Annotated in this window: 17 protein-coding genes; 7 read left to right on the top strand and 10 right to left on the bottom strand. The window is 49.1% G+C overall.

The features are described 5' to 3' along the window. Positions 1-2: 2 nt before the first annotated feature. Positions 3-1,502, bottom strand: a complete 1,500-nt coding sequence (locus ABD846_RS10955) for a murein hydrolase activator EnvC family protein (RefSeq protein ID WP_344826656.1) — start codon at positions 1,500-1,502, stop codon at positions 3-5. A 108-nt stretch (positions 1,503-1,610) separates the two neighbouring features. Between ABD846_RS10955 and ABD846_RS10950 the strand changes: the two genes are divergently transcribed. Then, positions 1,611-3,563: a M1 family metallopeptidase gene (locus tag ABD846_RS10950; RefSeq protein ID WP_344826654.1), complete on the top strand. Its 1,953-nt coding sequence runs from the start codon at positions 1,611-1,613 to the stop codon at positions 3,561-3,563. Between the two features lie 188 nt (positions 3,564-3,751). After that, positions 3,752-6,355, top strand: a complete 2,604-nt coding sequence (gene clpB / locus ABD846_RS10945; protein ID WP_344826650.1) for an ATP-dependent chaperone ClpB — start codon at positions 3,752-3,754, stop codon at positions 6,353-6,355. Between the two features lie 76 nt (positions 6,356-6,431). Here clpB and ABD846_RS10940 read toward each other — a convergent pair whose 3' ends face one another. Then, complete coding sequence (locus tag ABD846_RS10940; RefSeq protein ID WP_344826647.1) at positions 6,432-7,790, bottom strand: DUF58 domain-containing protein; 1,359 nt, start codon at positions 7,788-7,790, stop codon at positions 6,432-6,434. Between the two features lie 189 nt (positions 7,791-7,979). On the opposite strand from ABD846_RS10940, the gene ABD846_RS10935 reads away from it, so the two are divergent. Together ABD846_RS10935 and ABD846_RS10930 are read left to right on the top strand one after the other, a co-directional pair. Beyond that, the gene (locus ABD846_RS10935) at positions 7,980-8,675 is read left to right on the top strand and encodes a ferritin-like domain-containing protein (protein WP_344826644.1); all 696 of its coding nucleotides are present in this window, start codon (positions 7,980-7,982) and stop codon (positions 8,673-8,675) included. An 11-nt stretch (positions 8,676-8,686) separates the two neighbouring features. Continuing rightward, positions 8,687-9,502, top strand: a complete 816-nt coding sequence (locus ABD846_RS10930; RefSeq protein WP_344826642.1) for a ferritin-like domain-containing protein — start codon at positions 8,687-8,689, stop codon at positions 9,500-9,502. A gap of 392 nt (positions 9,503-9,894) precedes the next feature. On the opposite strand, the gene tatC is transcribed toward ABD846_RS10930, so the two are convergent. Together tatC and tatA are read right to left on the bottom strand one after the other, a co-directional pair. Continuing rightward, positions 9,895-10,722 (bottom strand): twin-arginine translocase subunit TatC, encoded by an 828-nt coding sequence (tatC, locus tag ABD846_RS10925; RefSeq protein WP_344826640.1) that lies wholly within the window; start codon positions 10,720-10,722, stop codon positions 9,895-9,897. A gap of 15 nt (positions 10,723-10,737) precedes the next feature. Further along, positions 10,738-10,947 carry a twin-arginine translocase TatA/TatE family subunit gene (tatA, locus tag ABD846_RS10920; RefSeq protein WP_344826638.1) on the bottom strand — a complete coding sequence of 70 codons (210 nt, stop codon included), beginning with the start codon at positions 10,945-10,947 and terminating at the stop codon, positions 10,738-10,740. Between the two features lie 146 nt (positions 10,948-11,093). On the opposite strand from tatA, the gene ABD846_RS10915 reads away from it, so the two are divergent. The 3 genes from ABD846_RS10915 to ABD846_RS10905 all read left to right on the top strand — a co-directional run bounded on the left by ABD846_RS10915 (position 11,094) and on the right by ABD846_RS10905 (position 14,827). Beyond that, the gene (locus ABD846_RS10915; RefSeq protein WP_344826636.1) at positions 11,094-11,762 is read left to right on the top strand and encodes a YceI family protein; all 669 of its coding nucleotides are present in this window, start codon (positions 11,094-11,096) and stop codon (positions 11,760-11,762) included. Between the two features lie 102 nt (positions 11,763-11,864). Beyond that, positions 11,865-14,033: an FUSC family protein gene (locus tag ABD846_RS10910; RefSeq protein WP_344826634.1), complete on the top strand. Its 2,169-nt coding sequence runs from the start codon at positions 11,865-11,867 to the stop codon at positions 14,031-14,033. Positions 14,034-14,053: 20 nt separating this feature from the next. Continuing rightward, positions 14,054-14,827 (top strand): SDR family NAD(P)-dependent oxidoreductase, encoded by a 774-nt coding sequence (locus ABD846_RS10905; RefSeq protein ID WP_344826632.1) that lies wholly within the window; start codon positions 14,054-14,056, stop codon positions 14,825-14,827. Here the strand turns inward: ABD846_RS10905 and recN are convergent, their stop codons facing one another. The 6 genes from recN to ABD846_RS10875 are packed head-to-tail and all read right to left on the bottom strand — an operon-like array spanning position 14,828 to position 21,879. Next, complete coding sequence (recN, locus tag ABD846_RS10900; protein WP_344826630.1) at positions 14,828-16,489, bottom strand: DNA repair protein RecN; 1,662 nt, start codon at positions 16,487-16,489, stop codon at positions 14,828-14,830. It abuts the gene before it with no gap. 33 nt (positions 16,490-16,522) lie between these two features. Then, on the bottom strand, positions 16,523-16,978 hold the full coding sequence (locus tag ABD846_RS10895) for a hypothetical protein (RefSeq protein ID WP_344826627.1): 456 nt from the start codon (positions 16,976-16,978) through the stop codon (positions 16,523-16,525). Between the two features lie 23 nt (positions 16,979-17,001). Next, complete coding sequence (locus ABD846_RS10890; protein ID WP_344826624.1) at positions 17,002-17,976, bottom strand: glycosyltransferase family 2 protein; 975 nt, start codon at positions 17,974-17,976, stop codon at positions 17,002-17,004. A gap of 15 nt (positions 17,977-17,991) precedes the next feature. Continuing rightward, entirely contained in the window at positions 17,992-18,573 is a 582-nt protein-coding gene (locus tag ABD846_RS10885) for a DUF4199 domain-containing protein (RefSeq protein ID WP_344826621.1), read from the bottom strand. 5 nt (positions 18,574-18,578) lie between these two features. After that, on the bottom strand, positions 18,579-19,847 hold the full coding sequence (locus ABD846_RS10880; RefSeq protein WP_344826618.1) for a dihydroorotase: 1,269 nt from the start codon (positions 19,845-19,847) through the stop codon (positions 18,579-18,581). 4 nt (positions 19,848-19,851) lie between these two features. Continuing rightward, entirely contained in the window at positions 19,852-21,879 is a 2,028-nt protein-coding gene (locus ABD846_RS10875) for a BatA domain-containing protein (protein ID WP_344826615.1), read from the bottom strand. Positions 21,880-21,910 lie beyond the last annotated feature (31 nt).

The raw sequence follows: 21,910 nt of genomic DNA, 5'->3' as shown, positions 1-21,910 counted from the left end.
ACTTACATAGGAGCAATCCAGGACTGCGGATTCATCTTATCGCCTCCTTTCCATACCTGGAAGTTAAGGATAGACACACCATCCTCGTTATTACCTACGGTACCGATGCTTTGTTTGGTATTCACATTATCGCCCATTCTCACGTCCACAGAGGAAAGTCCCGAATAAACCGAAAAATATTTACCGTGATTGATCAATATGGTTTGTCCGAGTCCTGCGATGGAAATGATCTTCGTTACGGTACCTTCAAATACGGCTCTTGCTTTCGCGCCGCGTGTAGTCTGGATGTCGATACCATTGTTTTCTACTTCCACGCGTGTGGCCACGGCATGTTTGTGTTTTCCGAACTCATCAACCACCACGCCGCTGGACACGGGCCAGGGAAGACGTCCACGATTGTTTTCAAAACCTTTCGTAAGTTCTGCGGTTTCCGGTGTTGCCATAGGCGTGTAGTTGTTACGCTGGCGCTGATGCGGTGTGTTGTCCACGGTGTTGGCGACCGGATGATAATTGGCTCCTGCTCCGTTTGCTGCCGTTGGTTTATTGTTTGCACCGGAAGCTGCTGTTGGGCCGGTTTTTCCGGTATTGGGAGTTCCGCCTGTTGCGGGAGCTGCCGGTACGTCATATTTCGCACCTCCCGCCAGGATCACCTTGTTGCCGCCGCTGCCATATACACTTCCTGAGGAGTTGGTTTTTTCCGCTGCAAGTGCCGCAGCAGCTTTGCGCTCTTCTTCCTGCCTGCGGCGGCGTTCTTCCTCTTCCGCTTTTTTACGTGCCAGCTCAATTTCCTTGCGGATCGCATCGGCAATTGCGTTATCGAGCCGCTTGGTCATTTTGCGCTTGTTCTCCGCATCGGCCATCAGCTCTTTTTCGCGGCCTTTCAATTCTTCCACTACTTTATTCGTCTCATTTTTCTCCGCTTCCAGTTCCGTTTTCTGTTGCTCCTCCGTAGTCAGCAATTGTCCTTTCTGATTCTTTGCATTGCTGAGCACCGTAATTTTCTGCTCGATTTTGTTTTGGGTATTCCTGATCGCAACAACCTGATTGCGGCGGAAATCGCGGTATTTTTTCATGTACTTCAGGCGACGCAACACATCATTGAAGTCGCTGGCCGAAAAAACAAAAGCCAGCGTATTATAGGAACTGCGGTTTGCGTAAGCATAGCGTATGGATTGGGCGTAGCGTTCCTGCTGCACTTTAAGGTCGCTTTTCAGTCCTTTCACTTCAGAAGCGGAATTGCGGATATCCTTATCCAGCGCATTCAGTTCCATGTTGATATTATGGATCAGTCTTTCGCGCGCAGCCAGCTTGGCTTTCAGCGCATTGAGCTGACTCATGCTTACTTTGTGATCTTTTTTGGTTGCCTCAAGTTGTTCCTGAGTTTCCTTAAGTGATTCTGCGAGCGCCTGCCGCCTTTTCTCCAGTTCACTGCGTGAGGTCTGCGCACCGGCAAACAGGCCGATGAATAACAGGCAACATAATAAAACCGCGCTCTTCTGCATGTACTTAGGAATTTACGTATCCCGACAAAAATAGTCAAATATTTACGAAAGGCGCTTGCTTTTGGCGAGGTGGTTTTTTGTTATTTTGTGAGGTATAAATCCGCTGCCATGACCCGTTTCGTCTCTCTTCTATTACTGTTGCTTGTGTTTACGCGTATCGCACGTGCGCAGGAAGACGAAGCGTATTGCAAACAAATGTCGGCTGTTCAGGAAAATGAAATGCGCATTGCCGAACGCCGCCTGCAGGGACGTATCACGCGTGTCACGGCTTCGGAGGACATAGATATACATTATCACCGTTGCAACTGGTATGTGGATCCGGCGGTAAATGCTATTTACGGAACAGTCACCACTTATTTTTCCGCACTCCGCGATCTGAATACCGTTTATTTTGATCTTACCTATAATATGCTTGCCGACAGCGTGCTGTATCACGGAAAGCGCCTGTCTCACGGCCGCAGCGGTGATTCTTTATCCTGCCCGCTGCCGGTGGGTATCTCTTCCGGTTCTTTCGATTCAATAACCGTGTGCTATCATGGTGCACCGCTCAGTTCCGGTTTCGGTTCCTTCGTGCTCGGAAAGCATGCAGGCATTCCCGCTATGTTTACACTCAGCGAACCTTACGGAGCAAAAGACTGGTGGCCATGCAAGAATTCCGTAGATGATAAGATCGATTCGCTGGATGTGACAATCCGCACGCCTGTAGCCTATACCGGCGTTTCCAACGGACTTCGCACAGGTTCTTATACTTCCGGAGATACGGCTGTGAATATCTGGAAACACCGGTATCCCATCACCAGCTATCTCGTGGCAATCGCTGCAACCAACTACCAGAAGTTCGATAAGCGTGTGCAGTTGGGATCGGTGCTGCTGCCTATGGAGACCTTTTGTTATCCCGAAAGCTTTACCACTTTTGAGTCGCAAACGCAATCAACACTGGACGCGCTTCAGCTGTACCATAATCTGTTCGGACCTTATCCTTTCCTGAAAGAGAAATACGGACATACACAATTTGCCTGGGGCGGCGGAGAGGAGCATCAAACCAATTCATTTGTGAAAGATCCCGGAGAATCGCTTTGTGCGCATGAACTGGCTCATCAGTGGTTCGGCGATAAAATCACCTGTGCTGCTTTTACGGATATATGGCTCAATGAGGGCTTTGCAACACATTCCGCTAGTATGTTTATGGAATCCCGGCATCCGGAAAGCACGCTGACGACACGCCGGTCTGAAATCAGCAATATCACATCAAACCCCGCAGGTTCTGTCTTTGTAGATGACACTACATCCGTAAGCCGCATTTTTGATTTCCGGCTTACGTACCTCAAAGGATCTCATTTGCTGTATATGCTGCGCCTGCAGATGGGTGACGCCGCTTTCTGGCGCGGAGTACAGCAATACCTGAAAGATGAACGTCTGGCGTACCGCTATGCGCGGACCCGTGATCTGCAGCAACACCTGGAAGCCTCATGCAACTGTACGCTCGATTCATTTTTCCGGCAATGGGTATATGGTCAGGGATATCCATCTTACCGTATCGATTGGACGCAGATCGGTACGGAGACCGTTAAATTCCGGATCAGCCAGTCGACATCTCATTCCTCGGTAGCTATGTTTCAACTAAAGGTCCCGATCCGCTTTTACGGCAAAGACCGCGATACCACCTTGCTGGCCGACAATCAGAGCAATGGACAGTTATATATACGGGATATCGGCTTTGTCGCGGATTCGGTAGCTTTCGATCCGGATCTCTGGCTTATCTCCGGAAACAACCGTGTGCAGCGCAATGATTCGCTTGCTGCGCCGGACCGTAATATTGTAATTTACCCGAATCCCTTCCACGAAGAATGTGAAGTAATGCTTACGGATTTTCCGGGTGCTTATGCCGCGGTCATCATGTACGGTGCTAACGGGCAAACGCTGTTCAAAAACGTGCAACCCCTGTACCAGGGTAAAGCATTTGTGCGTATAGACGGACGCCGGCTTGCAGCCAGTACTTATTTCCTGTTGCTGATCGATCAGGACGGACGCAAAACAACTGTTCCGGTTCAGAAGTTTTAAGCTGCATTACACAACCCTAAATGTCTGCTAAAATTGCAGTCTTTTTAAAGCACGACCGCCTTTCTGGCATTGGTACACCTGGCTGTTGCGCCATTTTTTCTTAAATTCATTTGTGGAAAATAATTTGAAGTATAGTAGGCAGCACAACCTGAAAAAAGTGTGTGTATACAAACTCAAAAACGACCCGTATGAATTTAAATAATTTCACAATCAAAGCGCAGGAGGCAATTCAGGCAGCGCAGCAAAGCGCATATAACAACCAGAGTCCGAATATCGAGTCGGGGCATCTGCTCGAGGCATTGCTTAATGACGATAACGGCGCGGTTTCTTTCCTGCTGAAAAAGAACAACGTGAATCTCGCGCATCTGCAATCGAAGCTGAAAGAGCAGATCGGCAGATATGCAAAAGTGCAGGGTACGGAGCCCGCGCAGACCATCAGCCGGGATCTGAATAATATTGTACTGCGCAGCAGCGCGAACCTGAAGCAATTCAAAGATGAATTTGTAAGCGTGGAGCATTTGTTGCTTTCCATGCTGCAGGTAAACGACGAATCCGGCAAGTTGCTGAAAGATTCAGGATTGACGGAAAAAGGGCTGATCGCTGCGATCCAGGAATTGCGTAAAGGAGCTACTATCAACTCTCAGACCGCCGATACACAATTCAATAACCTGCAGCGATACGCAAAGAACCTGAATGAACTGGCGCGTGAAAATAAGCTGGATCCTGTTATCGGGCGCGATGAAGAGATCCGCCGCACGTTGCACATCCTTTCCCGCCGGTCTAAAAATAACCCGATCCTCGTCGGCGAACCGGGTGTGGGAAAAACCGCTATCGTGGAGGGACTTGCACACCGTATCATTAACGGTGATGTCCCCGACAACCTGAAATCCAAGGTGATCTACGCACTGGATATGGGCCTGCTGATTGCGGGTGCCAAATATAAAGGCGAATTTGAGGAGCGTCTGAAAGGCGTGGTGAAAGAAGTGGCAGAAAGTGACGGGTCCATCATCCTGTTTATCGATGAAATACACACCCTGATCGGTGCCGGTGCCGGCGGAGAAGGCGCTATGGATGCCGCCAATATCCTGAAGCCTGCTCTTGCAAGGGGCGAGCTGCGCGCTATCGGTGCTACGACCCTGAATGAATACCAGAAGTATTTTGAAAAAGATAAGGCACTGGAGCGTCGCTTCCAGAAAGTACTGGTGGATGAACCAGGTGAGGAGGATGCGATTTCTATCCTCCGCGGATTGAAGGATCGCTACGAGAGCCACCATCAGGTGCGTATCCTCGACGAAGCGATCATCGCAGCCGTGCAATTGTCTTCAAGATATATCACCGACCGTTTCCTGCCGGATAAAGCGATCGACCTTATCGACGAATCGGCTGCCAAGCTGAAACTCGAAATGAACTCCATGCCGGAAGAGCTCGATGAGCTGGAACGCAGGATCCGCCAGCTGGAAATTGAACGCGAGGCCATCAAACGCGAGAACGACGAAGAGAAATTGAAATCACTTTCTCAGGATATCTCTTTGCTTACCGTGCAGAGGGATACGCTGAAGGCAAAATGGCTCAACGAGAAAGAGATCGTGGACCAGATCAATCATGCCAAGTCGAAGATTGAACAATATAAGAACGAGGCGGAACGTGCTGAGCGGGAAGGTGATTATGGTAAAGTAGCGGAGATCCGGTATGGCAAAGTGCAGGAAGAAGAAAAGGTTATTGCAGATCTTTCGCGTCAGCTGGATGAAATGGACAGTCAGCACAAACGTTTGCTGAAAGAGGAAGTGGATGCCGACGATATCGCTGAGAATGTTGCAAAAGCTACGGGTATTCCAGTGCAGCGCATGTTGCAAAGTGATCGTGAACGACTGTTGTCGCTGGAAGAAGAATTGCACAAACGCGTAGTGGGACAGGATGAAGCTATTTCCGCAGTGGCGGATGCCATACGCAGAGGACGTGCCGGTCTGCAGGATCCGCGTCGCCCGATAGGTTCCTTTATCTTCCTCGGTACGACCGGAGTGGGTAAAACGGAATTGGCAAAAGCGCTCGCCGATGTATTGTTCGATGACGACAATATGATGACGCGTATCGATATGAGCGAATACCAGGAAAAACACAGCGTAAGCCGTCTGGTGGGTGCGCCTCCCGGATACGTCGGTTACGATGAGGGAGGCCAGCTTACCGAAGCGGTACGCCGTAAGCCTTATTCCGTTGTGCTGCTGGACGAAATTGAAAAGGCGCATCCCGACACATTTAACGTCCTGCTGCAGGTGCTCGACGACGGCCGTCTTACCGATAATAAAGGCCGGGTGGTGAACTTCAAGAATACGATCATCATCATGACCAGCAATATGGGAAGCCATATTATCCAGCAGAATTTCGAGGATGTGAATGACAAGAATCTGGATGAAGTGGTGGACGCTACGAAAGAACAGGTGATGGATTTGCTGCGTCAGACATTACGTCCGGAATTCCTCAATCGCGTGGACGATGTGATTATGTTCCATCCGCTGATGCGCAAAGAGATACGAGGTATTATCCGCATACAGATGAATGCGATCAGGAGTCAGCTGGCAAAGCAGGGTATTGAGCTTGAATTCTCAGACTACGCGGTCGACTATCTTGTGAACAATGGCTTCGATCCGCAATACGGAGCCCGTCCTTTGAAACGCGTAATTCAGAAAGAAGTGATCAACCTGCTCAGTAAGAAGATTATTGCAGGTGAAATAGATAAGACAAAACCCGTGCTGATCGACGTATTTGACGGCACTGTGGTGATGCGCAACAACTAGGTCTGAAAGTAAGCAGGAACAGCATAAAGCGAGGTTTTCTCAGCAATGAGGAAGCCTCGCTTTTTTTTCAGTTGCTTTATGAATGGTGCTGCTTCAATATCTGCGCAATCGTTTTTTCGTTTTTAAGTACACGACGACGCAACGGTGTGAGTACCCAGTTTGCTTTCAGTTTGGCGAGCCTGTCTGTTCCGGGAAGGAATAACAGGCGGGAGATCCAACGGAATACATACAGGTTGCGGAAGCATTGTGACAAGGGCACAAACATAATACGTAAAGACGGATCGGCCTCTTCGATGATCTGTTCAATTTCCTTAGGATCGCTGAACGAGTGTACAAGCAGCACACTTCCTTTTTTTGTTGAAAAATAAGCGCGTAGCGAAAGATCTTTATGCCAGTCGCTGTTGCTCACAAGCCGCTCCACCTGGGCCCTGCTGTCTGTACTGCCGCCTGTTCTCAGTTCCTGATCCGGGATATATTTCACCTGCCATTCTTTTTTTGACAGTTCATTGTACACAGACCACACCTGGGATTTATAATAGTTCAGCATCTCCGCGGCATAAGCTTCGTTGCCCGAGGTCGTCAGGTCTTTATAAAAACTTGCATAAAAGTAGATATGTGATGCATAAGGCTCCATGCGTTCAGGAACGCGTACCACGAGACTTCTGTTGCGCGCAAATAATTTCCAGACTATTCTGCGCACATCGTCCCCGGATTCATAATCCTTGTAGTTCAGGTATTCCCCTTCCACTTTACGTAGCTCGTCGATACGCACATCCAGTGTGTCCGTTTTCTTGGGATTGATGTTTTCTTCCGGCAGTTCCAGCTGAGTGGGTGCCTGGTAAAAAGAACCGGACAAGGGTTGGGCGACCGGCAGGGAGATTAATTGCAGGATGTCTTCAAAAAACAGAATGCCGCCTTTTAACTGGTATTCTTTAATGTCGGGCAATTGCAGCCTGTTTTTACCGGTTACCGCAGCTCTGAGCAATGAATTCTTTTTGCGTTCTGAAGACTGCATACTGAACTTATCCGTCAGTTGCAGGTCGTCATAATACAACCTTCCCTTTATATAGCCCAGTAAAGGTTTCCAGGCTTTGGGCAGGCGTGCATTCAGGAACGTGCCTTTTTTGCGGGTGTCGCCGGATACGGTTATTTCCAGTTTTGATCTGCCGTTCCGGTACAACCACAGGAAATATAACCAGCTGCCCAGCGTGCTGATCAGCGAGAGCCCGACGAATGCCAGCAATACCCATCCTGCATAAGCAGACATAATCCGTATAAAAGGAAGCGTGGCATTTTCCGGCTGCTCTTTTACTGATGGCGCCTGCAACAGTCGTATGCCGGAGTACGTAACTATTACCGCAATGAGCGTATTGCGTGTAAACGGTAAATACTGCAACCGGTAGCGTAATTTTTTAAACAGGTTTTTTCCTTTCATGCCGCACAATGTTACAAAAGAATGGCATATCTATTTGTTAGATTTTGTGAAAATAAACAGTCGCTTCAGGCATTTCCTGCACGCAGGGCTGCAAATCGGAAATTTCTTTAGGGAGATTGTAAAACCGTTCTTTCTTTTTTCTCGTACCTGAATTGATAAACACTTTTTCAAAAAACAAAAACCTACTTTATGAAACCAGAAAAAGAAACAACAACGGCACAATCTTCTATTGTGCAACCGGTTTCGCGCCGGCGCTTCTTCACACTGGCGGGCATCGGAGTGCTTGCGGCCTCCACCATTGCTTCCTGCAAGAAAGATGATGCACCTATGGTTACGGACACCTCTATCGATCTCGGAAGCGGAGACGTAGGTATCCTTAACTACGCTTACGCGCTCGAGCAGCTGGAGGCAGCCTTCTATACCAAAGTTGTCTCCTCATTTTACAGCGGAGCCACTGCTGATGAAAAAAGCCGCCTGGCGGAGATCCGTGATCACGAGATCGCACACCGCGAATTTTTTAAGAATGCATTGGGTTCCAAAGCAATTCCCGGACTTGAAGTGGATTTCTCGAAAATCGATTTTACCAGCAGGGACAGCGTATTGGGTACTGCAAAGGCGTTTGAAGACCTGGGCGTATCTGCTTACAACGGAGCAGGTCAGCTCATTGTCAGTGCCGATTACCTGCTGCTGGCCGGTAAGATCGTTTCAGTAGAAGCGCGCCATGCAGCTTACATCCGCGACATGATTTCCAATGGCTCATTTGCAGATGCAACTGCTATCGATGCGAATGGACTGGATATGTCTAAAATGCCGTCTGAGGTGCTGTCAATCGCTTCCGGCTTCCTGAAATCTAAAATCACTGCAAACAATTTACCCACCTCTTAAAAATTTGTCCAATGAATTTCGGTAATATTTTAAATCAGATAGGCAAAGTAGATCCGGAGGTTTTCGAAAAGACATCCGGTCGCCGCGACATATTCAAACATTTCGGCACGAAGGTTGCAGTAGCTGCCTTGCCAATGGCTTTAGGCTCCATGTTCAAAAAGGCATACGGTAAGTCCACTTCAGCTATCGGCGATGTGCTCAATTTTGCGCTTACGCTGGAATATCTTGAGGCGCGTTTCTACAACACAGCTACGTTGAATGCATCTCTGTTTCCTACAACAGCGGCATTCAATGCAATCAAAACCATCGCCGGTCATGAGACCGCACACGTTTCGTTCCTGAAGACTGCTATCAGCAGCATGGGAGAAACTCCCGTTTCCGAGCCTACATTCGACTTTACTGCCGGAGGAACTTTCCCGGGCGTGTTTTCGGATTACGCGACCTTTCTTGCCGTTGCGCAGGCATTTGAGGATACAGGTGTGCGTGCCTACAAAGGTCAGGCAGGTAACCTGATCTCCAGCAACGCCGTACTTACCGCTGCATTACAGATACATTCCGTTGAAGCAAGACACGCTTCTCATATCCGTCAGATGCGTAAAGCAAACGGGTTCGGTGATGTGAAGCCCTGGATCACCGGTAATAATTCCGGCATCGCTTCTTCCGCTGTGCAACCTATCTATAACGGAGAAGAGGTCACAACTCAGGCGGGTGTGCAGATCGTAAATATCAATGGCATGAGCATCAGCAGCGACGCCGCTTCTGAAGCATTCGACGAAGCGCTGAGTAAAGACCAGGTGCTGGCCATTGTCGATCCATTTATTGTGTAGTTATTGGTTTTAGTTTTAGTGTACAATTGGTACAAATCCCGACTCTTTCAAGAGCCGGGATTTTTTGTTTACAGCAAGTTGCGTCGATAACGTACCGCGTGTTTAACAGGTACGCGTGTCTCTGTATTCGGTATCTGCGTGAAGCTTCCGCCACCAGGAACGCGTGTATTTCGTTGTGCATTGCTGCAGGAAAAGGCTGGCTCTTGAAAGAACCGGTCTTTTTTTATGGTAAGTTGTACAGATACTGTTCGATGTCTAACAGGTATGCGTATCTCTGTATTCGATAGCAGCGTGAAGCCTCCGTCACCTAGAATGCTTGTATTTCGTTTGTGCATTGCTGCACGAAAAGGCCCGGCTCTTGAAAGAACCGGGCCCTGGAAACCAGTAATGGTTTATTTGTTTTTAACGCGATGTACTGCTGCGCTGATCCAGATGCTTACATGATACAATCCTGCGAGTGGTATAGCCACAAGCCAGATGCTGAGCCAGTCGGGAGGAGTAACGACTGCCGCCAGCACAAAAATGATCAGTACTGCGAACCTGTAATAACGGCGCATCAGTTCCGGGGTGAGTATAGAAAGACGTGAGAGGAAATAGACAAGCACGGGTAGTTCGAAAACGAGTCCCATACCCAACACCAGATCATTCAGTGTGTCATAATAATTGTATATGGTAATAATGTTCTGGAATTGAGGACTGAGTTGGTAGCCCGCAAAGAAATTGATCGTGAATGGTACAATGATAAAATAGGCAAACAATGTACCGGCAACGAATAAAGCGGCCATCCAGAAAACGATGCCTCCGGTACGCTGAATCTCCTTCTCGGTCAGTGCGGGTTTAACGAAGCGCCACAACTCCCACAGGATGTAGGGAGACGCGATAATAATGCCCGCCACCAGCGAAGCAGAGAAGCTCATCATGAATTGTCCGGAGAGTTCCGTGTTCTGAAAGCTGATTGTTGCAGACTGCATGCAGAGGGCATCCGTATGCAGTATTTTGCCCAGGCGGCAGAACATCCGGTAGGAGATAAAATCCGGGTTAGCCGGGGCCAGTAATATATGCGTGAATATCCATTCTATATGAAAGAAACACCATCCTGCCGCTAACAACACCACACAAAGTGCGCGTACGATATGCCATCTGAGCGACTCAATGTGATCCGTAAGCGACATTGCTCCGGATGGATCTTTCCAACGGGTGAAACTGCTGATTATGCTCATGACAGTCCGTTTTAGCTATTCAGTTTCGCCTCTTTGATCCGTATTGCCGGCGGCGCCGTCTTTGGCATCTTTGAATTCTTTCACTCCGCGACCAAGTCCGCGGGCGAGTTCCGGTATTTTCCTGCCCCCGAAAAGGACAAGGACAACGAGCAGGATGACCAGCATTTCAGAGCCGCCGGGCATGGAAATCAGCTGTGTGAGATGGGCTAGTTTTGCAGTATACATAGGTTTAGCGTTTTAGTATACCTTCATGTACGCAACAACGTGGTTTTTGGTTTTTTTTCCGGCATGGTTCCATTAATGTAACCATATTATATATGTTTCGTGTCCGTGCCTTATCTTTACGGTTCAAACCAAGAACATACTAACTTATGAAAAAAACATTATTGACATTCGCTGCCGCAGGCATGTTGCTTGCATCCTGTCAGGACGCACCTAAAGCAGACAATGCTGCTACAGGAGAAGCGCAGGCCGTACCAATGGCTGATTCCAACGTAAATGCTGCCTATATGGTAGATCTGGGTGAATCCCGCGTTGAATTTGTCGGCACCAAGCCCGTAGGAAAGCACCACGGCATTATCGGCGTGAAAGAAGGATCTGTTTCCGTGGATGCGGACATGATCAAAAGCGGAAAGATTGTAATGGATCTGAATACGCTCCGAACCGATGATCAGGACAGCACGGGTAACGCGAAGCTTACCGGTCACCTGATGAGCCCCGATTTCTTCGATGTGGCTAAATATCCTACTGCGGATTTTGAGATCACTTCGGTAACTGCCGGCGTAGACACATCTGTTAAAGATCTGGTGATGAAAGATGCTACCCACACGATCACCGGTAACCTCACAATGAAGGGTGTATCCAAGAGTGTGAGCTTCCCTGCTAAAGTGATGATGAGTGCGGGTCAGGTCACTGCGGATGCAAATTTCAATATCGATCGTACCCAATGGGGACTGAGCTACGGTAATGACAAATCGCTGAAGGATAAATTTATCAGCCCTACCGTAAATATCCAGATGCATGTGGTGGCTAAAAAATAATGTGTAAAAGTTCATTAAAAAAGATCCCCCGCGAGGCTTTCTCCGGGGGATTTTTATTTTTGCATAAAGCCGTCGCCTATCAAGCCGCTGTCGATATATAAAGTGCTGGGTCGTCTCGTGGAAAGCGAGCGTTATGAGCCTATGCTTTCCTGGGGTATTCGCATGACGATTGCCGTGGTGGCTCCGTTGATCTACGGTATTTTATCCGGGCATCCCGAACACTCCATGTGGATTATCGTATCGGCGGAAAGTATCGGTTGGGTTGAATTGAAAGGTTCCTTTGCGCAGCGCACGCGCTTGTTGCTGGGAGGCGCTTTCCTGGCCCTTTTGTTCGGTTTCGCAGGGTCGCTTACTGCCGGAAGCCTGCCTTTGAGTCTGCTGTGCATGATGGTGGTGGTATTCATCGCTTCCCTGTTTAAAAACCTCGGGGAGCGGGGTAGTGGTCTGTCGCTTACGGTGTATGTGATGTTCATTATCGCTAATGCATATCCGCTGCAGGAAATGAGTGCGATATGGGAGCGTTCGTTTTACATCGGGATAGGAGGATTGTGGTCGCTTTTTGTCGGTGTGGTGGCCAGCCTGTTTATTTCCGAGCAGACACCTTTCAAAAGATCAATCGCGTTTATCTGGAAATCCACGGCAGGACTTGCCGCAACCATTGATATGGGATGGGATGGCAAAACCTCTAAAGCAGGGCTGCGAGAAATATATCTGAAGCAAAAAGAGATCAACAGCAGTATCGATTCCTCATTACAGCTGTACGATAAACGAGCCTATCATCCGAATCATGAAAGTGTACAGGCGCATGAAATGGCCAAGCTGCGTAAAAATGCCTACCTCACCGGTGCCACGCTGATGGCAATAGCGCAGCAGCTGGAAGGTGTGAAGATGTCCGCTTTACCGGGGGAAGTGCGGCAATCGATACATGCCATTCTGAAGTCGATAGCGGTTATCTGCGAACGCATGACGGTGTATACTGTGGCCCCGAAACCGGAGGAGGAAGTGTTGCTGCGCTCCCGTATGATACGGCTGCAGAACATGATCGACCTCGTGCGGGAGAGCACGGTTCCTGAAGAAGAGCAACGATCGGTGAAATATGTATTGCACTATACCGGAAGGATCATCCGGCTGATAGACGAAGCGATCAGTCACATCAAAGCCGTGGATGGCGACCCTAAAGTATACCGTTCGTATTCGCTGATGAAAACCCTGTTGATACTGCACCATCGTCACTGGATGGACAGTATCAGGCGACTGGCAAATATCAATACACATTCATTCCGTTATGCGATCCGTACGGCACTGGTAGCCACCCTGGCGCTGTTCATCGACAAATATTTTGAGATCGATCACGGCTACTGGCTGCCGTTTACCGTTATGATTGTGGTGCAGCCCTATTTCGGGGCGACGCTGAAAAAGGCATTGGACCGTATTCTCGGTACCATCAGCGGAGTGGTCGCCGGAGGTTTGTTGCTCGCACTGCCAGCTGAGTTTCATATGAAAGAAATATTGCTGATGACGAGTCCGGTGTTAATGGTCTATTTTCTCCGTAAGCAATACAGCCTTGCCACATTTTTTATCAGTATTTTCCTGGTTGCCCTGTTTGCTGTGGAGAACAGTCTCGACAATTCAGTGATCCTCACACGCGCCCTATGCACCATCGGGGGTGCTGCGCTGGCGGTAATCGGCGAATTCGCATTGCTGCCTACCTGGGATAAGGACTGGCTGCCGCGTCATATAGCAGAAGCGATCAATGCCTCGTTCAATTATTTCCTGTTCACTTTTCAGCCGAATAATTTCAGTTCACTGCACCAGTGGACGCACTACCGGCGTCTTGCAGAATCGGCCAACAGTAATGCTTTCGATTCCTTTAACAGGTATCTCGCCGAACCTACAAGTAAGGACAAAGACTTTACGGTGCATTACCAGATCATCTCACACTGCATACGCGTGATCCGGGAACTGAATAACTACCACCTGGAGGCGGATACTGTTCCCGGAAAAATGAGTGTGGCTGCATTTGCCGAACCCCGTATGCGCATTGCCGAATGCCGGGAATTGTTTTCGGAGATACTTGCCCAGCTGGCAGAGCTCCATATCAGCGTGGAGCCGGACAAGCGGCCGGTGGAAATAGAGGACGACCGCATCAGTCTGATCCCGGTAAACGCAGAGCAGCAAATATATCTGGACAAGCTTGCTGTAGAGCTCAATGCGTTTAAACGCGATATGAAACGCTGGCAGTCGCAATACACCGTGGAGCGCGAATCTTAAAATGTTTGTACTTTGCCGCCATGAAACGAAACATCTTTGTTACAGGAGCCACCTCCGGTTTTGGAAAAGCCATAGCACGATTGTTTGCAGCACATCAATACGACCTGATCATCTCCGGTCGCCGGGAAGAACGGCTTCAGGAGCTGAAAGCGGCATGGGAGCAGCAGTACGGTGTTAAGGTGATCACCCTGTGCTTTGATGTGCGCGATCGTGATGCGGTGGATAAAGCCATAGGGGCGCTGAAACAACAGGTGGATAAGATTGATATCCTGGTAAATAATGCCGGACTTGCTGCCGGTATGGCTCCTATAGATGAAGGAAATGTGGATCATTGGGAGCGCATGATCGATACCAACCTGAAGGGATTGCTGTATGTTACGCGCCAGATAGCTCCGATGATGCGGGAACAACGATGCGGACATATTTTCAATATCGGATCAACCGCAGGTAAACTCGCTTACCGCAACGGGAATGTTTACTGTGCTACAAAATTCGCGGTGGACGCATTGTCTCAATCCATGCGCATCGACCTGCTGCCATATGGGATAAAGGTAACTGCCATTAATCCCGGTATGGCCGAAACGGAATTTTCTGTTGTCCGTTTTGATGGTGATGCAGAGAAGGCGTCGAAAGTATATGAAGATGTGCGGCCTTTGCAGGCGGAGGATATTGCAAGCGCAGTGTTTTATTGCGCAAGTCTTCCCGCCCATGTGTGCATCAACGATCTTACGATGACCTGTCTTACGCAGGCCAACGCATTTTACTCCATAAAAGAATCGGAACGATTGAAATAGCTATTCGGTAATCAGTTCGCGCGCATTGGAAATGGCGGCCTCGCTCGGCTGTTCTCCTCCGATCATGCGTGCAATCGCCAGCACTTTTTCTTCCGGATTTAAGATCCTTACGTTGGTATTGATCTTGCCTGATCCGGATGCTTCCTTATACACGTAGAAGTTGGTTGCCCCTCTGGCAGCAACCTGCGGCTGATGAGTGATGCAGATCACCTGCCGGAACCGCGCAAGCTCATGCAGCAGGCCACCGACTTTACGGGCCGCTTCGCCCGATATGCCGGTATCCACCTCGTCAAAAATAAGGGTGGGGAGGTGGATCGCCTGAGCGATAAGCGTTTTGATGCAGAGCGCAATACGGCTTTTTTCGCCACCGGACGCTGCTTTGCCAACGGGTTGGAAATTGCCGCTCTTGTTTGCATCGAGCAAAAATGCGACCTGGTCCAGTCCGTATATGCCGGGTTTGGCAGCAGGAGCCACCTGTATGGAAAATACGGCATTGGGCATACCCACGTCAGCCAGCATCCGTGTGATCTGAGCTCCGAGATCCGGTGCTGCTTTTTTGCGCGCTTTACTCAGCTGTTCGCCGGTATTCTGTAGCTGGACGGCCGCTTTATTCAGCGCGGTTTCCAGTGTGGCTATTTCTTCCTGCAGGTTCAGCGTGCCTTTGAGTTCTTCGGCCAAGTCCGACCATATGCGCAAAAGTCCTTCAGTGTCCGGTACGGCATGCTTTTTCTGCAGACGCACGCCCAGGTCGAATCGTTCCTGCAACAAGGCCATCTGTTCCGGGTTCAGGCTCACTTTGTCTTCCAGGGAGCCTAATTCGTTTGCGATGTCTTTGATTTCGGCGTAAGACGATTGCAGCCTTTCAAACAGGGGTGCGATTTCCGGCATCAGATCTGTGACGCTTTGCAGTTGCTGCGCCTGCCGGCGCAATTCAGTTGCAATGGGCTGTTCCCCTTCGTCCAGCAGATAGCGGGCCTGTTGCAATACACCCAATATTTTTTCTGCTGATGCGAGTCGTTTGATCTGTTGTTCTGCGTCTTCTATTTCGCCAGGTTTGAATGATGCCTGTTCGAGTTCGTCAAACAGGAATTGCTTGTAGTCTGCCTCTTTTTGCCAGTTGTCCTGCAGTGCTTTTTTTTCGTTCAGGGATTTTTGCAGCGACTGATAACGGAGAAACTGATCTTTATAGGCCGTATACAGCTCTTTGTTTCCGGCTGTTGTATCCAGCACCGAAACCTGGAAATCTTCATCTTCTATGCTGTGGTTGTCGAACTGCTGGTGCAGGTCTACAAGCAGCGCGGTAAGTTCATGCAGTACGCTTAAAGTAACAGGTGTGTCATTGATAAAAGCGCGGGATTTTCCGGAGCTGCTGATCTCCCTCCGGATGATGCATGGGTGTTCCTGATCCAGTTCGTGCTGGCCGAGCGCAGCAGTAAAAGCATCGTTGCCCTCTGTCTCGAAAGTCGCTTCCACCACACATTTCTGTTCTTTATTAATCAGTACTGAGGTGTCGGCACGTTCTCCGAGGATCAGGGATAATGCACCGAGAATGATACTTTTACCGGCACCCGTTTCCCCCGTCACAATATTCAGGTTTGCTCCGGGCCGGATCGTCAGTTGCTCAATAATAGCGTAATTGGAAATCGAAAGTTGCGAGAGCATACAGCAGTGTTGAAAAGCAGTTTTTCCCGTGGGTTATTTCATGATGTCGATAGCGGCATCATAGTTGAAGTACCGGCCATTCACCGTGTAACCACTCAGCTCATAACCGTATTGGTTGTTGTTGCGGAGAAAGCATTTCCCGCAGGTGATTTTATTGCCGGTAAAGCTGGTGATCTTATAAGTTTTCCCGAGGCGAATCACGCGGAGTAAGTAGTCGTTGTTGACACTCATGCTGCCGGTGTTGATGCGGAAAATATTCGTGTCGCTGGTCGGCTCCACTTTTACAAAAGAAGAGTCTTTAAGTTTGGTAAAGCTGGTCTGGCCTTCGTACACCAGCAAAGTGACACTATCATTCACGTCTGCGGAGCGGAAGTTGTAGAGCTCAATCGTATTGAACTCAATGGCAGGGCATGCTCCCTTCTTACTACAGCAGGCAGCAAAGAAAAATGCGGCCGCACCCAATCCTGTCAGTATCTTCCAAGCCTTCATTGCGATATGATTATTCAGCTAAATTAATGATTTTCTCCGGTTTGCGGTTGATGCTTTAATCTCAGTGTTTCTTCCACAAGGTATTGATTCCTGTCTGAAGAGCTACGGGACACCAGCTCGGCGATGAAGCCCGTAAGAAAGAACTGTGTTCCGAGCACCATTGTGGTGAGCGCTATATAAAATGCAGGCTTATTGATCAGGCTTCCCTCAAAGAAAAATTTCGAAGCGATCAGATAAAGTGTGATAAGGAATCCCACCAGGAATGCAGCTGTGCCCCAGAATCCGAAGAAGTGCATCGGTTTTTTGCCGAAGCGGCTGATAAACTGGATGGAAAGCAGATCCAGGAAACCGTTGATGAAACGTTCCCATCCGAATTTGGATACGCCATATTTACGGGGGCGATGCTGCACCACTTTTTCTCCTATGCGCGGGAAGCCTGCCTGTTTTGCGATCACCGGTATAAAACGATGCATTTCGCCGTATACCTCAATGCTTTTGACAACTTTGCGGCGGTAAGCCTTGAGCCCGCAGTTCATATCGTGGAGCTGTATTCCGGACACGAGCCGGTTCACTCCATTATATAGTTTGGAAGGCAGATTTTTTGTAATGGCATTATCGTAGCGCACTTTTTTCCATCCGCTCACAAGATCATATTCATCGCTCCGGATCATCTGCACGAGTTCCGGAATCTCATCGGGGCTGTCCTGCAGGTCTGCGTCCATTGTAATGACCACCTTGCCTGATGATGCTTTGAAGCCCTCATTGAGCGCGGCGCTTTTGCCATAATTGCGCTGGAATTTGATGCCTTTCAGCGCAGGGTATTGCCGGGATAATTCCTGAACCACTTCCCAGCTGCTGTCTTTACTGCCATCATCCACCATAATGACTTCATAGGCATACTGATGTTCCGTACATACTTTATGTATCCACGACATCAGCTCCGGTAAAGATTCTTCCTCGTTATACAGAGGAACTACTATAGAAAGGTCAAGCGACATATACAGGGCTCAGGTTTAATTGAATGATGCGGCAGGGCGCTCTTTTTTGGTGATCATCGAGACGATAAAGCCCAGAATACTTTGCAGTACAATCATAGAGGCCACACTGAAGGCCAGTCTGCCCGGCTGTGTACTTTTAGCAAGACTCTCATCAAACTCCGCCATCTTTTCATTGATTGTAGCTTCGGGAACTTTTACTCCGGCCATAAACTCATAGGTGGCGGTTTTCATACGCTCCACACACTCCGGGTCAATCCACTTGTTGTAGATCAATCCGTAAACGGTACTCATTATTGAAGAAATCAGCACCACAAGAAAAACAACCCTGAACGCCTCCTTAATATTGATATAGCCTCCCAGCAAACTGCGTTGTCTTCTGATCGCAATCACATAAAAGGTGATGGGTGCTATAGCCGCAATTACCAGGATATTCGTAGCGATAAATGCGATATAGTTCGCTTTCAGCACATACAGGTAATTGATGGTCGTAAGAAACATCGTCACGAAGCCCGCCATCAGTCCGTAACGGATACCGATCGCATTTTTGCTGACCTCGGGATAAACGCTGTTGTTTTCTTCAAAAGCCGTTGATGACATATTGGTTATTTTTTGTGGGTGAGTGAAATCTGTTCGCCGCGCATAATTCCTATTACGGATCCGTTCAGCCTCTGTCCGATAAACGGATTATTGGCCGACCTGGAAACCGGACGCTCTGTTAGTGTTTCCATGCCGGTGCTGAACAAGGTCAGGTTCACAGGATGATTCTTTTCGATCGATGCCGGTTCCAGTCCGAACAATACCCTTGCTCTGGCACCAAGCGCATCTGCAATGCGTTCTGCAGATACCTGCTCCGATAAGGTATTCCATATTACCGGGAAAACAGACTCCTGCAGGTTCATTCCGGAAGCTGCATAATCGAATTCTTTTGTTTTTGCGTCCCAGTCCTGCGGATGGTGATGCGATGCAATGCAATCGATTGTTCCGTCCTTCAATCCTTTTACCAGCGCTTTACGGTCCTGCTCGCTGCGGATGGGCGGGGTTACCTTATACGCAGCGTCGTAACTGCGCATGATCTCATCATTCAATACGAGGTGATAAGGTGTAACGGAACAGCTGATATTCAGTCCCTCTTTTTTTGCTTTACGGATCATATCCACCGATTCAGCGGAGGAAATACCGGTGACATGCAGCCTGGAGCCCGTATAGCGCAGCAGTTCTATGTCTTTATGAAGTGCGATTGTTTCTGCAATCGCGGGTATGCCGGGCATGCCCAGACGTGTGCTTTCAGGGCCCTCATGCATCAGTCCGCCGGCCGCGAGCGAAGCATCCTGGGGGATCTGGATCAGCGTGCCATCAAATGATTTTACATATTCCAGGGCCTTAAGCATCAGGTTGGTTTGCTGCACGGGTTTCCATCCGTCGCTGAAAGCAACTGCCCCTGCGGACTGCATGTCGAGCATCTCGGCCAGACTTTTACCTTCTTTATTATGGGAGACAGATCCGATAGGATGTATACGGACAATATTGCCTTCGGCCTGTCCTGATACAAATTTCACCTGCGCTTTAGTACTCATGGCCGGCTCTGTGTCCGGGGCAACGAATACTTCCGTGAAACCGCCTGCCGCCGCTGCTCTGAGTCCGCTTTGTATTGTTTCTTTGTGCTCGTAACCCGGTTCGCAGTAGTCTGCAAAAATGTCCACCCATCCCGGGCTTACACACAATCCTTTTGCTTCAATTGTTTTTTTTGCAGTGGTCCTGAGAGATTTGCCGATCTCCGTAATTCGCCCTTTATCAACAAGAATATCAACGGTTTTTAAATGGTAAGATGAAGAGCCGTCGATTACTTGCGCGCCGCGAATCAATATTGCCATAGTATTAAGTTGTGGTCGTATTCTTTTTGAAGTGGTTTTTGCTGAGCAGGTACACTTCCAGCAGCAGCATTCCGAGCGCTAAAATACTACAAAGTTTCCACAGCGGGAAAGAAGATAGTTCGCTGCTTTTTACCGCTTTATTTTCGGCATCTGCCTGCTGCCAGGAATCTCCCTTCCGGCTCCAGGAAGATCTGAGTGCGCTCAGCGACCAGCAATCAAGTTCACTTTCGGCCCGGTTGTTATTGACGCCGATCAGCGCAGTGTCTCCGGCATTGGTCGCCAGCGTATAGAAACCCGTTTGTGTCAGGTTGCCTGCAGCATCTACCCATACTCCTTTCCCATCGGCTTTTTGAGGGGGGATAAGGTCGGTGCCTGCGCCGAGGATATGGAACATAGTGCGGGCATCTCCGTTGGGCCTTGGAATAAATACCGCCTGCTGCTGCCCCGCGCATACAGAATATACGTCACCGGTCTGCGACAAACTGGCCATCTGGTAGAGAAACGGTACAAAAAAGTAACTGTCCTGAAAATTGCTGAATGCAGGATCCGCCGGGCTCGAGCACACGTACAGGTGCGCATTTCCCACGTCGTACACCGAAAAGAAAGGATCACCGTTCCGGAAACTCAGCAGGTTTTGCTGATTGCTGTTGATCGAAGCTTTCACCGGGTAATGCATCCGTACATAAGGTAACTGTATGTTTTCCGGGATACGCTCAAACAAATCCTTTACCATCTGGTGTCCGGTCTGCAGATCGGAAACCATCTGTGCGCTGGTGTCGGGCGTCCCGAATGTAATGTTGCTGAAAGCGCCTACAGTGTTGTTCACGCCGGTCAGATCCATATCCGCAGCGGGGAAAATACATACGTTCACGCCGTCGTTCAGCGCCTGTGACAGCTTTTGGGCCTGTGCAGCATTCGTCGTTTTGAGTCCCCCGAATAAGATCAGGTTGAAGCGTGTAAGGTCTTCAGGTAAATTGCCGGATACCGCTTCGGTAACTTTAAAACCGGAATACGAGCGCAATGCGGCATTCAGAAATACATTGGGCGCCTCCTGCACGAGCAGGATCGATAGGTCTGAAGCGCTTTTCGCGGCAATCAGCAGTGTGTCGTCAAAATGAACGGAGAGATCATTAACAGACAGGCTGATACGTTGCCATCCGTTCCGGTTCGTTTCAAAAGAAAGCGTGTCAAATCGTTCTTTCTGGTCTCCGAAATCAACTGTCGCTGCGCTTTTTACGGTGCCATCCACCCAAAGCTGCAATACATTTTTTTCTTCGGGGCGGGCGCCGGAGTAACGCGTGCGCACAATCAGCCGGTTCTGTTTCCCTGTTTGCAGGGAGGGATATTCCAGGAAGGCAGTGTCTATATACACATTGCTTTTATCCGGTTTACCCTGAATCTGTACTCCGTTGAAGTGGATATCCGCAGACAGTTGTGCCGCCGCGTCCGTACGGAAGATGTTCTGCTGAAAGTCGGAAAGATAATACAACTCCACGGCACCTTTATCCTGGCAAAGCCCCTGTATCATCTGCAGCGTATGCTCCGGGGTGCGGAATGAAGGCGAGAGCCTGATCCGTTCGATCGCATCCAGTGCAGCCTGTACGCCTACCGGTTCATAAGAAGCGGGAGCGTCGTTGCTGAATATCAGGAAAGACCCTTTGTGGGTGTTTACGAGATGTTTTGCATTTTCCCGCGCAATGTCGAGCAGGTTGCGCTGGCTTTTTCCGGCAGACATACTGAGCGAATTGTCGATATAAATGGCAGTAAGTGCCGATTCATTTTTTGTTTTCGAGCCGGAAAAAAAGGGTTGTGCAAATGCCAGCACCAGCAGCATCAGGAATAACAGGCGCGTCAGCAAAAGCCACTTATGACGCAACTGGGATTGTTTCTGGGACTGCAGTTGCAGGTTCTTCAGAAAACGACTGTGGGGGAAAAATACCGTTTTATACCTGCGCAGATTGAACAGGTGGATGAAAACCGGGATGGCGAGCGATAGCCCGGCCAGCAGGAAAAACGGGTTTACAAATTGCACAGCTCAAATATAAAGGAATGTACTGAAAATC

The organism is Rurimicrobium arvi (genome assembly GCF_039540495.1).
In the GTDB taxonomy this organism is placed as follows: domain Bacteria; phylum Bacteroidota; class Bacteroidia; order Chitinophagales; family Chitinophagaceae; genus Rurimicrobium; species Rurimicrobium arvi.
Note: the sequence above shows the minus strand (reverse complement) of the source record. Positions and strands in the feature narration are given on the sequence as shown.